General features: G+C 62.3%; 12 protein-coding genes. 7 read left to right on the top strand and 5 right to left on the bottom strand.

The window, feature by feature from the left end:
* Window positions 1-45: 45 nt before the first annotated feature.
* Window positions 46-795, top strand: coding sequence for an SDR family oxidoreductase (locus tag ABID19_RS26715; RefSeq protein WP_354493905.1), 750 nt, complete (start codon window positions 46-48; stop codon window positions 793-795).
* A gap of 234 nt (window positions 796-1,029) precedes the next feature.
* On the top strand, window positions 1,030-1,857 hold the full coding sequence (locus ABID19_RS26710) for a DUF2189 domain-containing protein (protein ID WP_354493904.1): 828 nt from the start codon (window positions 1,030-1,032) through the stop codon (window positions 1,855-1,857).
* A gap of 12 nt (window positions 1,858-1,869) precedes the next feature.
* Here ABID19_RS26710 and ABID19_RS26705 read toward each other — a convergent pair whose 3' ends face one another.
* Both ABID19_RS26705 and ABID19_RS26700 read right to left on the bottom strand, forming a co-directional pair.
* Window positions 1,870-2,454 (bottom strand): LysE family translocator, encoded by a 585-nt coding sequence (locus tag ABID19_RS26705; RefSeq protein ID WP_435528777.1) that lies wholly within the window; start codon window positions 2,452-2,454, stop codon window positions 1,870-1,872.
* A gap of 251 nt (window positions 2,455-2,705) precedes the next feature.
* Window positions 2,706-4,661, bottom strand: coding sequence for a pilus assembly protein (locus tag ABID19_RS26700; protein WP_354493903.1), 1,956 nt, complete (start codon window positions 4,659-4,661; stop codon window positions 2,706-2,708).
* 336 nt (window positions 4,662-4,997) lie between these two features.
* Here ABID19_RS26700 and ABID19_RS26695 point away from each other — a divergent pair, with 336 nt between their 5' ends.
* Both ABID19_RS26695 and ABID19_RS26690 read left to right on the top strand, forming a co-directional pair.
* Window positions 4,998-5,858: a TIGR01459 family HAD-type hydrolase gene (locus ABID19_RS26695; protein ID WP_354493902.1), complete on the top strand. Its 861-nt coding sequence runs from the start codon at window positions 4,998-5,000 to the stop codon at window positions 5,856-5,858.
* Window positions 5,859-5,918: 60 nt separating this feature from the next.
* On the top strand, window positions 5,919-6,902 hold the full coding sequence (locus tag ABID19_RS26690; protein ID WP_354493901.1) for a bifunctional riboflavin kinase/FAD synthetase: 984 nt from the start codon (window positions 5,919-5,921) through the stop codon (window positions 6,900-6,902).
* 2 nt (window positions 6,903-6,904) lie between these two features.
* On the opposite strand, the gene ABID19_RS26685 is transcribed toward ABID19_RS26690, so the two are convergent.
* Window positions 6,905-7,459, bottom strand: coding sequence for an HdeD family acid-resistance protein (locus ABID19_RS26685; protein WP_354493900.1), 555 nt, complete (start codon window positions 7,457-7,459; stop codon window positions 6,905-6,907).
* A gap of 208 nt (window positions 7,460-7,667) precedes the next feature.
* On the opposite strand from ABID19_RS26685, the gene ABID19_RS26680 reads away from it, so the two are divergent.
* Window positions 7,668-8,480 carry a MipA/OmpV family protein gene (locus tag ABID19_RS26680; protein WP_354493899.1) on the top strand — a complete coding sequence of 271 codons (813 nt, stop codon included), beginning with the start codon at window positions 7,668-7,670 and terminating at the stop codon, window positions 8,478-8,480.
* A 3-nt stretch (window positions 8,481-8,483) separates the two neighbouring features.
* On the opposite strand, the gene ABID19_RS26675 is transcribed toward ABID19_RS26680, so the two are convergent.
* Together ABID19_RS26675 and parS are read right to left on the bottom strand one after the other, a co-directional pair.
* Entirely contained in the window at window positions 8,484-8,918 is a 435-nt protein-coding gene (locus ABID19_RS26675) for an RES family NAD+ phosphorylase (RefSeq protein ID WP_354493898.1), read from the bottom strand.
* A 3-nt stretch (window positions 8,919-8,921) separates the two neighbouring features.
* Window positions 8,922-9,440 (bottom strand): type II RES/Xre toxin-antitoxin system antitoxin, encoded by a 519-nt coding sequence (parS, locus tag ABID19_RS26670; RefSeq protein ID WP_354493897.1) that lies wholly within the window; start codon window positions 9,438-9,440, stop codon window positions 8,922-8,924.
* Between the two features lie 316 nt (window positions 9,441-9,756).
* Here parS and ileS point away from each other — a divergent pair, with 316 nt between their 5' ends.
* Both ileS and ABID19_RS26660 read left to right on the top strand, forming a co-directional pair.
* A complete protein-coding gene (gene ileS, locus ABID19_RS26665; RefSeq protein WP_354493970.1) occupies window positions 9,757-12,741 on the top strand; it encodes an isoleucine--tRNA ligase in 2,985 nt (994 codons plus the stop codon).
* Window positions 12,742-13,014: 273 nt separating this feature from the next.
* Window positions 13,015-13,692, top strand: a complete 678-nt coding sequence (locus ABID19_RS26660) for a hypothetical protein (RefSeq protein WP_354493896.1) — start codon at window positions 13,015-13,017, stop codon at window positions 13,690-13,692.
* Window positions 13,693-13,717 lie beyond the last annotated feature (25 nt).

Below are 13,717 nucleotides of genomic sequence, written 5' to 3'. Positions count from 1 at the left end.
TATCATGCCGACAATGCCGTTCTCATCTCATTGGGAAGGCAAATCATGGGTCGCTTAAAAGGCAAATATGCCCTCATCACCGGCGCAACCAGCGGCATCGGTCTCGAAACCGCGCGCCAGTTTCTGGCCGAGGGCGCTACGGTGGCAATCACTGGCAGAAGCCCGTCCGGGCTCGAAGCAGCGCAGCGCGAGCTGGGCGGATCGGCGCAGGTGATCAGGAATGATGCCGGCAATCTCGCCGATCAGCGCGCGCTTGCCGCCGAGCTCGCGCAGCGCTGGCCCCGGCTCGATATACTCAACATCAACGCCGGCGATGTAATGCACCAACCGCTGCAGGATTGGGACGAGGCGGTCTATGAGCGTCTGATGCAGACCAATCTCAAGGGGCCGTTCTTTCTGATCCAGGCCCTGTTGCCGATGTTCTCCAATCCGTCGTCGATCATCCTGTGCGGCTCGGTCAGTGCCCATATCGGCTTGCCCCAGAGCAGCGCCTACGCCGCCAGCAAGGCGGGCCTCCTGTCGTTGGCGCGCACCCTCTCGGGGGAGATGATCGAGCGCGGTATTCGCGTCAATGGCCTCAGCCCCGGGCCGACCGAGACGCCGGCGCTGGGCAAGCTGGGTCTGCCCGAAGCGGAAGAGAGGGCGCTGGGCGATCGGATACGCGCGCTGGTGCCGATCGGCCGGATGGGCAAACCCTGGGAGCTCGCCAAGGCGGCGGTATTTCTGGCATCGGATGAGTCGAGCTTCGTCGTTGGCACGGAACTGCTGGTCGATGGCGGCGTCGGAAATCTCTAGGGCATTTTGCAGCCAAGTGGTTACACTTGGCGTCGCACAAATGCGGCTGAAACAAACAGATAAAGCGGGATGCCCCGTTCAACCCAAATGCATCCCGCTCTAGCCGGATTACCGTCGCGACCGTCGACTTGGCGACAATCACCCCTAAATCGGCTATCATAGCGCTTGTATGAGAAGTGGCAGCTACGGGCGGCCATCCTGGCGGTGACCGCCCCGACACACGGGAGAATGGTCATGGCCAGCTTTCATGTCATGTCGGACGCGCGCGGAATGCACGTGCACCCCACGGTGCGCCGCATCACCACGGCGGATCTGATGGATGTGCTGCGGCTCGGCGTCGAGGACTTCTGGGCAAAACCATCGCATTACGTGTTCCTGTGCCTGATCTATCCGGTGGTCGGGTTGATCCTGGCGCAGTGGACGACATCCGGTTCCTATGCCATCCAGCTCCTCTACCCGCTGATGTCCGGCTTCGCCCTGCTTGGACCCTTCGCCGCGATCGGTCTCTACGAGATCAGCCGCCGACGTGAGCTCGGCATGGACACGTCCTGGTGGCACGCGCTCGACGTGCGCCACTCCAAGGCGCTGCCGGCGATCGCGGTCATCGGCGTCATGCTCGTCGCACTGTTCCTGCTCTGGCTGTACACCGCGCAATCCATCTACACCGGCCTGTTCGGCAATCAGCCGCCGGCTTCGATCGGCGGCTTTGTGCGCGAGGTGCTGACGACGCCCAAAGGCTGGACGCTGATCCTGCTCGGCAATGCGGCTGGCTTCGTCTTCGCCGCGATCGTGCTGGCGACGACCGTCGTCGCTTTCCCGCTGCTGCTCGACCGCGATGTCGGCGCGGTCTCGGCAATCGAGACATCGGCACGGGCGGTGATGGCTAACCCGCTGCAGATGGCGCTGTGGGGCCTGATAGTGGCGGTGTTGCTGGTCATCGGCTCGATTCCGCTGTTTGCCGGGCTCGCTGTCGTCATGCCGGTGCTTGGCCATGCGACGTGGCACCTCTATCGCAGGGTGGTCGAGCCGGAGCGGGTGCAGCAGGACCGGCGGCCGATGTAAGCAGACGCAGGGCTAGCGCTGCGCTTCGGTCGCCATCTTCAGGGCTAGCGCGGTCAGCACCGTGCCCATCATCCAGCGCTGGATCACCAGCCACAGCGGCCGGCCAGCGAGGAAGACGGCGATCGAGCCGGCCGTCACTGCGATGATCGCGTTGACGGTGAGGCTGATCGCGATCTGCGTGGTGCCGAGGACCAGAAGCTGCGACAGCACATGGCCCTTGCCGGGGCTGATGAACTGCGGCAGCAGCGACAGATAAAGCACCGCCACCTTCGGGTTGAGCAGATTGGTCATCAGGCCCATGGCGAACAATTTGCGCGGCCCGTCCTTAGGCAGTTCCCGGACCTGGAACGGCGAGCGTCCGCCCGGCCTCACGGCTTGCCAGGCAAGCCACAGCAGATAGAGCGCGCCGGCAAAGCGCAGCACATCGTAGGCGTAAGGCACGGCGAGCAGCAGTGCAGTGATGCCGAATGCCGCCGACAACACGTAGAAGACAAAGCCGAGCGCCACGCCACCGAGCGAAATCAGGCCGGCCTTCGGTCCCTGTGACAGCGACCGCGAGATCAAATAGATCATGTTCGGGCCGGGCGTCAGCACCATGCCGAGGCAGACCAGCGCGAAAGCGAGATGGTTGGCGGCGTCGGGCACAGGCGCATCTCCGATGGTGGAGGACACTCACCATGTCCGTTCAACCGCCGCAAGGGCAAGGTGGCGATAGCCTTTGCGCCAGCCCGCTATCAGCCGGAAGAACGGTTAATCAGCGATCCTTCGCGCCCCGCTGGGGAGATGGCCGGCAGGCCAGAGGGGGCGCTGTCCCGCCAGCCTGTGGCTTCTGGGCAATGGCGCGCCGCTCAGCCGACGATGCGCAGGTTCGACAATTCGTTGGCGATTTCCTTGAAATTGTCCGACAGCGTCGCCCCGGTCGCGTTCCAGAACAGCTTGGCCGGCTTGGTCGGATCGGTGGGATCCTTGCGAAAGCGCGAATTCGAGGAACAGGCCTTCAGTGCGTCGAGTGCTTTCTTGTCGCCGGTATCGGTGGTCGACAGGTCGAGCGCAACGGTCATGACGAGAATGTTCGAAGTCTTGGCGTTGGCGCAAAGCATCTGCATCTGCTCGTCCAGCGCGGCCGTGTAGTTGGTGCCGGTGTAGGTGGTCTTGCCGATGTCGCTGCTTGTGTTCATGAACAGGCGCGTCACGCTTCCCGACCCCGGATATGTCAGGCCGGTGTAACCGTAAGCGGCGTAGGTCGACCTGTTATTGGCATAGCCGCTGTCGCTGACGGCGCTGTAAGTATTGGCGCCGTCGGTCAGCACGATGACGACTTTGTCGTTGCCCTTTTCGGTGTTCGTCCGGCCCTCGGTAAACGGTTCGTTGCTCGACACGGTCCGCCAGCCCCAGGCAAGGCCCTCCGGCACGTTGGTGTTGCCGTTCGGGACCATGGCGTCGATGGCGTCGTTGATCTCCTCCTTCTGGGCAAGCTGGCTCACATCTTTGAGCGGCGTGATCGGGTTGGTCGTGCAGGACGAGTTCGGGCCGTCGCCCGAGGCAGCCGACTTCGAGCCGTAAGGCTTGACCAGGAAATATTTACGCATGTCCGACTGCCGCTCGGAGGCGGTTGGATTTGCGATGTAGGGCCAGTCGGCCCACCAGTTGTTGCCGTAATTATACGACGTGCTGTTGACGTCGTTGACACCGTCGCGGTTGAAATCGAGCCAGAGGGTGCCAGCCTCGTCCGGTGCGAACATCGGCACGAACAGCGTGGCCGGCGTGGCGGCATTGGGCGTCGTGTCGTCGTTATTATACGGATACGGCCGTGCCTCCACGCAGCCCTGCCAGCTCGCATAGCGGCTGGTGGTGTAGATGTATTCCGGCGTGGTCCAATGGCCGCTCCGGCACGTGCCGTTTCTCCTGTATTCGTCGCAGATATACTGCTTGGTGTTGGGCACCTCCTCGCGGCCGGACTCGACCGTCATGTCGGCGTACAGGCTGAAGCGGGTCAGAGGCTGGTCCTCGGTGTCTCCCCAGCCGGTGCCGCGCTTGTACCAGACGCCGTTGAGCTTCTCGGCATATCTGTTCGGGTCGTTGGCCGCGGTCATCGTCGTCCAGTCGAAATCCTCATGCTGGATCGGGGAGATGCCGTCCTGATCCATCCAACCATCCTGGTCATGGGTCGGGCCGACATTGACCGACGCGGCGAACGGCACAAGAGAGAACTGCACCGGCTTGTTGACCTGCCTCATCTGCTGTGCCTGCAGCGCCAGCGTATCGACAAGCTGCTTGGCGGCGGTTTTCAGCAGGTCTATTCGCTTCGCACCGGTGCCCGAACCAAGGTCGTTCATCGAGCCGGAATTGTCGAGCACAAGGGCTACTTCCAGCGTGTTCTTGAGGCGGATCTCCGAGCAGGCCGTGAAGGTTGTATCGCTGGCGGTCCCACCCGTCAGCATGGCGGCAGCCGGTAGAAAATAGGGGCTATACGTCACGGCGCTGCAAAGCTTCAACGTGCCGCCACCCGCATTGCTGTTGGGCAGGGTGATGGTAAGCGACGTATTCGCCGGATTGACGTGGCCAAGATTGGCTTCGAAGAAGGTCTTGGCATAGGCCTTGGCGTCGTCGTCGCTTGCGCCGGCAACGATCTGCTGAGCGGTGGCGATGCCGGCGGCATCCAGCGCGTTCAGGGTGTTGTGCTTCTGGCGAAGCAGTTCCGAGTAATCGATGCCGAGCGCCAATCCGCCCATCAGCGGCACCATGGTGATGACCGTCATCAGCGCATAGTTGCCACGCCGGTCCCTACCGAATTTCCGGATCATTGCCTTCAGCACCCCGCCAGAACCCCTTTGTCGGCGAACGATGCCATGAATGTTTAAATTTCGGATTGCTAAAATGCGTCCAAGATCAGCACATTTTTTCAAAACCCGTTAACCACGCCGGTGGCGACAACGAACTGGATCGCCGCGAAGCCTCCAGGACGGCTAAAGCTCCGGAAAATGAGGGACTTTTGTGCTTGCAATCTTGGCTTTATCGCTGGCGGCAATCCTGAACGTTTGCAAAAGCTGGTGACAGGGTGAAGAGCTTCGGTTAATGCGGGCATGCTGCGGCGGACCGTCGGCGGCGGCACTCGCAACCATCATGATTTGGGAAACGATATGGCGGATTCGCCCGATATCATCGGCTCGCTCGCGGCTTTGTCGGAAGCCTATTCTGCCATTCTGTGCGATGTCTGGGGCGTGGTCCACAATGGCGAACGGCATTTTCCGGCCGCGGCTCTGGCGTTGGCCACCGCGCGCGAAGCGAAGATAGCTGTGGTCCTGATCACCAATTCGCCGCGTCGAAGCGCCGATGTGGTGGCGCAGATGGACGCGATCGGCGTTCCCGCGGCGGCCTACGACCGCGTCGTCACCTCCGGCGACGTCACCCGCGACCTGATCGCCGAAGGGCCGCGAAAAATCTTCCACATCGGCGCCGATCGCGATTTCACGCTCTATGGCGGTCTCGATGTCGAGCTGGTCGAGGAGTTTGAAGCATCGGGCGTCGTCTGCACCGGGCTGTTCGACGACGAGGTGGAAAAGCCGGAGGACTATGCCGATCTTCTGCGGCGGCTACGCGCTAGGGACCTGCCGTTCATCTGCGCCAATCCCGATATCGTGGTCGAGCGCGGCGAACGGATGATCTGGTGCGCCGGGGCGCTGGCTCGCGACTATGCCCAGCTCGGCGGGCGCACGCTGATCGCTGGAAAACCTTATGCGCCGGTCTACGACGTCGCGATGAAGGAGGTCGCTGACCTGCTCGGCCGTCCGGTCGAGCGTTCGGATGTGCTGGCGATTGGCGATGGCATGATGACTGACATCAAAGGTGCTGCCGACAACGGCTTCGACGTGCTCTACGTGTCGGGCGGCATCCATGCCCGCGACTACGGCAATCCGCTACAACCGGATCCGGCCAGGCTAACAGCCTTTCTTGAAAAGCACGGCTATCGGCCGGTCGCGGTCATTCCAAAACTGCAATAGGGCCAAAACTGCTATAGGGCCAAGACTGCTATAGGATCGCTCGATGACGGAAGCCTCTAAATGACGGAAGCCTTCGAACGCGTTTCTGCAATCTCGCCGCTGCCGGCCCCTTTGCGGGGCGGCGTGGTGGCGATCGGCAATTTCGATGGCGTTCACCGCGGTCATCAGGCCGTGCTCGAGCGCGCGCTTGCCGAGGCCCGCCGGCGTGGTGTGCCGGCTCTGGTGCTGACGTTCGAGCCGCATCCCAGAAAGGTGTTCCGGCCTGATATGCCGCTGTTCGTGCTGACGCCGCCGCCGATGAAGGCACGGCTGCTGTCGTATCTGGGCTTTGCCGCACTCGTCGAACAGCCGTTCACGCGCGACTTCGCTTCGTTATCGGCGGAAGCATTCGTGACCGACGTGCTGGACAGGAATCTCGGCATCATTCACGCCGTGACCGGCTTCGATTTTCACTTCGGCAAGGACCGACAGGGCGGCCCGGCCTATCTGATGGCGGCCGGCGAGCGCCACGGCTTCGGCGTCACGCTGGTCGACGCGTTTCGCGACGAGGGCGCCGAGGTGGTGTCGTCGAGCCGGATCCGCGCGCAGCTCGGCGAAGGCGCGGTGGCTGAAGCAGCCGGCCTGCTCGGCTATCGCTTCACGGTCGAGAGCGAGGTAATCGGCGGCCAACGGCTTGGCCGGACGCTCGGCTTTCCAACCGCCAATATGAGGCTTTCGCCGGAAGCCTCTCTGAAGGAAGGGATTTATGCCGTCCGCTTCCGTCGCGCCGACGGCACGCTTTATGACGGTGTTGCCAGCTTCGGCCGCCGCCCGACCGTCGACGACAACGGCGCGCCGCTTCTTGAAACCTTCGTTTTCGACTTTTCCGGCGATCTCTACGGCGAGCTATGCGCGGTGTCCTTCTTCGGTTTCCTGCGCGCGGAGGTGAAGTTCGAGGGGCTGGATGCGCTGGTCGCGCAGATGAAGCGCGACGAAGCCGAGGCGAGGGCGCTGCTTGCCGGCGTCAGCCCGCTTTCCGAGCTCGACGCAGCCGTTGCTTTTTGAACCTACTTCTTCAACGCCAGGCCGACCGCAATGAAGGCCCAGCCCTGGAAGATCAGGTCGATGGCGAGAAACAGCCCCAGCACCCATACGCTGTTGACTGGCCAGCCCATGGCGATGACCAGGCCTGCCAGCGCGCTGATCACGCCGGCCGCAACAAGCCAGCCCCAGCCTTTGTCCGGTCTGTGCTTATACCCGACCCAGGCCCTGAGTACGCCTGAAGCGAGAAGGGCGACTGCCAGCAGGAAGGTCAGCACCGCCGAGGCCAGCAGCGGGTTATAGAAGGCGAAGAACCCGGCAACTGCATAGAGAAGGCCGCTGAGCAGCCAGTAGAAGAACCGGCTCCATGTCTTCACGCCGAAGGCATGCATGATCTCGATGATGCCGGCCATCAGCATCAGCCAGCCGACGACATAGACCGAGGCGACCGTGGCGATGAACAGATTGCCGAAGGCAATGCCGCCGAGGATCAGCAGCAGCACCCCGAGCCCAACGAACCATCCCCATTTCGCCCGCGTCTGGCCAATCGCATCCTTTAAAGCATCGCCTTGCAGGGTCATTGCCGCCATCTCCACCGAAGTTGCCTGGCATCTTGCCAATTGGAGGGTAGCGCCGAAGGCGTTGCCCGTCCAGCGAGCAGCTTGCGCCGGATCCACGCCAAAAAAGCGAGCCAGCGTTTCGAACTTAAATCAAATTTTACCGAACCGGCGCCATGGCTCTTGGCAAAGCCGGTTGTTCCTGCCGGTGTTCCGTGCGTATGGAGTGACGATGCGTTCTGCCAGGTTGTTTCAGGTGGTCTTGGCCACCATCATGCTGGGCCCGACCGGTGCCGCCGAAGCAGGCGAGGGCGCCTTGGGCTGGTTGTCCGGCGACTGGTATCTGACGGTCGGCGCCACTGGCATGGTCGCGCCGGATTTCGAGGGCAGCAAAAAGTACCTGCTCAGTGCCTCGCCGATCATCTCGCTCGGGAAGGCCGGTCCCGCGGCGCGCTTCACCTCGCGCAACGACAACATCTCGCTGGCGCTGATCGACGACGGCGGCGTCCGCGCCGGTCTGGCCGGAAAAATCCTGTTTTCGCGCGATGGCGGCGACGCCGACGAACTGAAGGGCCTCGACCCGGTGCGCTGGGGCGGCGAGGCAGGCGGCTTCTTCGAATTCTATCCTCTTGACTGGTTGCGCGCCCGCGCCGAATTGCGCCACGGCATTCGTGCCCATAGCGGCTTTGTTGCCGACATCGCCGCCGACGCCTTCTACGATGTGACGCCTGAGGTCAGGATCTCGGGCGGGCCGCGCGTTTCGTTCGCCTCATCGGACTATTTCGATACCTATTATGGCGTCAACGCCGAGGAAGCCGTGGCTTCGGGCCTCAGCGAATACCATCCGGGCGGCGGAGTGAAGTCGGCGGGCCTTGGCGGCGCGGTGACCTGGAAGGTGACCGAGCCGATGACGGCCAGCCTGTTCGGCGAATATTCGCGCCTGATGGGTCCAGCGGCCGATTCCAGCCTAGTCAAGGAACGCGGCGACCGGAACCAGTTCACGATCGGCGTGTCGACGACCTATCGGTTCGATTTCTCGATGTGAGTTCTATCCCAGCAAGCGGGTATCGACTGGGTGCGTCGTGGTGCTCACGATGTGGATGCCGTCGCGACCCAGCAAATCCGGATTGAGGAGATAGTTCCTTGTGAACGGGACAATTGCACAAGGGACTTGCATGACGGAGTGGATGGCAGCAGTGACAAAGTCCGTCCCGAGGCGCTGCGTTGTGGCCAGGTCATCCTTCCAGTCACCAGGCAATTCGGCAGACGCGACAGCAATGTCGTCCGGCACGTCGATCTCCAGGAGCTGATAAGTCTGGGGCATGTCTTCCGCGTCGACATGCACCAGGATCTCGAGAAGCGCGGTGGCTGGATGATCGGCGCAGTAGACGATAGGTATTCCCATGACGTGCCAACGGCCGGAGCTGACCAATCCGCCAACGCCTAAAAGGTCCGCGTAGCCGGAAATGCGCCAAAGCCTCATAAGTCAGGCGAAGATGCCGTGGTCGATACGATGGAGCTCTTCCTCCACCAGGACTGCACCCGTCTCCGACTGCAGCAGGTTGATTGGCGTCTCGTTGAGCACTCTGCTGCGCTTGCGTAGCCAACGCTGCGCCTTTTCGTGATTGCCAAAAACCCGATCCGCCATCGCTGAGATCCGCTCAAGTCGCACGACGCGGTCGGATTCGGCGATCGTCAGCGTCTCGTTTCGCTCCCTGCGCCGAGCCAGCGTGCGCCGCGGTCCAACGATTTGAAAGATCTCATCATTGCTGAAGCCGATCTGACGAAGTCCTTCGACCCTGGAGATGTGAACCAGAAACCGCTCTGTTGCTGCATCGGGGATTGCGGCATTCGCGCCGGCTCGTTCTGTGTTCGAGTTCGACTGGACCTTGATGTGCAAACTGGACATAGTTTGGCTCCACTGCCATTTGCCCATGTACATAGGCGCAATTGGCACAGACTGCAAGAACGTCGACAGATACGCCGCTGACAGGAAAGCGGCCACGAGTTCGGGCTTTCCAACAGGGCCGGCCTCGTCTAAAAGCCCGGTTATGATGCATTTTACTCGCGCTTTGGCGATTGCGATACGAATTACCAGCCCGGTGTTCCCTGCGGCCTGAGCGCCGCCGGAACCGCCGGGAATATTGCGCGTGCCCTCTCGCGCTTTTTCCAGATCATCAACGCATATCGCCCAAAAGTGGGTCCGGTTTTGGGAAAACGATATGTGTCAAAGCGAAGACTTCAACACCCGGGCTCTTTTGCCGCCGGGCAATGCATATGGCAGACCAATGACCGACACCCCAACGACGACCGACGCCCCAATGACCGACACTGGCGAAACGATCGACTATTCCAAGACGCTTTATCTGCCGCAGACGGATTTCCCGATGCGCGCCGGCTTGCCCGAGAAGGAGCCGCTGCTGGTCAAGCGCTGGCAGGACATGGACCTTTACCGCAAGCTGCGCGAAAACGCTGCCGGCCGCGAAAAATACGTCCTGCATGACGGCCCGCCCTACGCCAACGGCAACATTCATATCGGCCATGCGCTGAATAAGATCCTCAAGGACGTCATCACCCGCTCGTTCCAGATGCGCGGCTACGATTCGAACTACGTGCCCGGCTGGGATTGCCACGGCCTGCCGATCGAATGGAAGATCGAGGAGCAGTATCGCGCCAAGGGCAAGAACAAGGACGAGGTGCCGGTCAACGAGTTCCGCAAGGAATGCCGCGAGTTCGCCGCGCACTGGATCAAGGTGCAGGGCGCAGAATTTCAACGGCTGGGCGTCGTCGGCGATTTCGACAACCCCTATATGACGATGGCGTTCCATGCCGAGGCGCGGATCGCCGGCGAGTTGCTGAAATTCGCCATGTCGGGCCAGCTCTATCGCGGCTCCAAGCCGGTAATGTGGAGCGTGGTCGAGCGCACCGCGCTGGCTGAGGCCGAGGTCGAGTACCAGGACTATGAGAGCGACACGATATGGGCGAAGTTTCCGGTCGTCAGCCTCGCTCGGCAGGTCACCAACATCGAAGACGGGCAGCCAGCCCTGGATCCGAAGCTGACGGAGACGTCACTGGACTTGCTGGAGGCCCATGTCGTCATCTGGACGACGACGCCCTGGACCATCCCCGGCAACCGGGCCGTCAACTATTCACCACGCATCAACTATGGCCTCTACGAGGTGACCGCGGCCGAAAATGCCTTCGGCCCACAGCCCGGCGAAAAGCTGATCTTCGCCGACGCGCTGGCCGAGGATGCCGCAGCCAAGGCAAAAGTCACCTTGAATCGCCTTCATAGCGTTTCGGCGGAACAGCTTGGAAGCCTTACGCTTTCCCATCCCTTCAAGGGTTTGAACGGTGGTTATGAATTCCCTGTGCCGATGCTCGCCGGCGACCATGTCACCGACGAGGCCGGCACCGGCTTCGTCCACACCTCGCCAAGCCATGGTCGTGAGGATTTCGATGCCTGGACGGATGCCGTATCGGATCTGCAGGCGCGCGGCATCGACACGGCGATCCCGTTCCCCGTCGACGATGCCGGCTTTTTCACCAAGGACGCGCCGGGCTTTGGTCCGGATCGCGAGGGCGGTGCTGCGCGTGTCATCGACGACAATGGCAAGAAAGGCGACGCTAATCAGGCGGTCATCGACGAATTGATCAAGCGCAATGCGCTCTTCGCGCGCGGGCGGTTGAAGCATTCCTATCCGCATTCGTGGCGCTCGAAGAAGCCGATCATCTTCCGCAACACGCCGCAATGGTTCGTCTATATGGACAAGGAGCTGGGCGACGGCACGACCCTGCGCAGCCGTGCCTTGAAGGCGATCGACGACACCCGTTTCGTGCCGGCCGCCGGCCAGAACCGCATCCGCGCGATGATCGAGGAGCGTCCCGATTGGGTGCTGTCGCGCCAGCGCGCCTGGGGCGTGCCGATCGCCGTCTTCGCCGATGAAGACGGAAATGTCCTGCGCGACGAGGCGGTCAACCAGCGCATCATGGACGCCTTCGAGAAGGAAGGCGCCGACGCATGGTTCGCGGCCGGCGCCAAGGAGCGTTTCCTCGGTAATCACGATGCCTCGAAATGGCAGCAGGTAATGGACATCCTCGACGTCTGGTTCGATTCGGGCTCGACCCATGTCTTTACGCTCGAGGATCGTCCGGACCTGAAGTGGCCGGCCGACGTCTACCTGGAGGGCTCCGACCAGCATCGCGGCTGGTTCCATTCCTCGCTGCTCGAAAGCTGCGGCACCAGGGGCAGGGCGCCTTACGACACCGTCGTCACCCATGGTTTCACCATGGACGAAGAGGGACGGAAAATGTCGAAGTCGCTCGGCAACACCGTGGTGCCGCAGGACGTCATCAAGCAGTCGGGCGCCGATATCCTGCGGCTATGGGTGGTGACGACCGATTATTGGGAAGACCAGCGGCTCGGCAAGAATGTGCTGCAGACCAACATCGACGCCTATCGCAAGCTGCGCAACACCATTCGCTGGATGCTGGGCACGCTTGCCCATGACGATGGCGAGGAAGTGCCACTGGACAAGATGCCGGAACTGGAACGGCTGATGCTGCACCGGCTCTCCGAACTCGATGAAGTCGTTCGCGCGGGCTACGACGCGTTCGAGTTCAAGCGCATCACCCGCATGCTGCTCGACTTCATGGTGGTCGAGCTGTCGGCTTTCTATTTCGACATCCGCAAGGACGCGCTCTACTGCGAAGCCCCGTCCAGCGTGAAGCGCAAGGCCTCCGTGCAGGTGGTGCGCCATCTTTTCGACTGCCTGGTGAAATGGCTGGCGCCGATGCTGCCCTTCACCATGGAGGAGGCCTGGCTTGACCGTCATCCGGGTGCCGTCTCGGTGCATCTCGACCAGTTTCCGCAAATCCCGGCCGACTGGAAGAACGAGGTGCTGGCGGAAAAATGGCGCAAGATCCGGCAGGTTCGCCGTGTCGTCACCGGCGCATTGGAGATCGCACGTGCGCAGAAGGTCATCGGCTCGTCGCTGGAAGCGGTGCCGGTCGTCAGGCTCGACGATGCGGCGCTCGAAGCGGCGATTTCAGATGTCGACATGGCCGAGATGGCGATCACCAGCGATCTGGTCATTGTCCACGGCAGCGCGCCTTCCGGCGCCTTCGCGCTGGACGACGTCAGGGGCGTCGCCGTCGTGGTCGAGAAGGCCGAGGCGAGGGGCCTGGTCAAATGCGCGCGCTCCTGGCGCTATACCGCCGATGTCGGCAGCGACGCGGAATTCCCCGATGTTTCGGCCCGGGATGCGGCGGTCCTGCATGAATTGAAGGCGCTTGGTCGGATTTAATGCATGTCGCCCAAAAGCATGCCCCCGGGCCTGACCCGGGGGTGCGTAGCGGTTTTGGGATAACGACATGCACAGCCGCCATATCGGTGCACAAATGCCACGGCGGACGGCTGATCGGCCCCGGCGCGTTGCCCTTAACGAGTGGTTGAGATAAACACGCGAAACTCCGGACGACAAATTGTCGCCGGATTTCCGTCGGAAGAGCATAGGCGATGGGGACCGGACCTTTGGCCGGTGGCGATCGAGAGGCTGTCTAGAGTGGGACTTTTTGGCATGACCGAAAGAACTTGCGTGCGCGTTGCGCTGCTGGCGCCGCTTGTCGTATCCGGCTTGGCCCTGTCCGGCTGCATGGGCTCGCCGACCTACGGAACCGACAAGTCCGCCTCCGCCCAGCTTGCCGGCGATCTCACCAGCGCTTTCTCAGTCGTGCCGAAGAACAAGGACAGGATCGACTACAAGCCGCGTCCCGAACTGGTGAAGCCGGCGCCGGGGCAGAAGGAACTGCCGCCGCCGCAGGACAGCATCGCGACGGCAAGCGCCGATTGGCCCGAATCGCCCGAGCAACGCCGCGCTCGCCTACGCGCCGATGCTACGCTCCATCAGGACGATCCGGCCTACCAGGCGCAAATCGTCGATGACGTCCAGACGGATCCGACGGCGATCAAGACCGCGATGGCGCAGTCGGGATCCAGTCATCCGCCGGCCTGGTCTCCGGCGGATTCGGACAAGGGCCGCGCCGCTGAGGTCAAGCGCCGTCTCGCCGAAGCCAAGCAGGGTGACCCGAACACCCGCAGATATCTAAGCGAGCCGCCGGTGCAATACCGCGCCGCTGCCGACACCGCGCCGACGGGCGATCTCGGCGAGGACGAGTACAAGAAGGAACGCCGCCTCAAGAAGGAAGCGGCCGCCAAGAACAAGAGCGGCGGCATGTTCGACTGGCTGCCGTGGTAAGCTTTCGGCGCTAGAGCATTTTGCA

The organism is Mesorhizobium robiniae, from assembly GCF_040545535.1.
In the GTDB taxonomy this organism is placed as follows: domain Bacteria; phylum Pseudomonadota; class Alphaproteobacteria; order Rhizobiales; family Rhizobiaceae; genus Mesorhizobium; species Mesorhizobium robiniae.
This window is presented reverse-complemented; position numbering and strand designations above follow the sequence as displayed.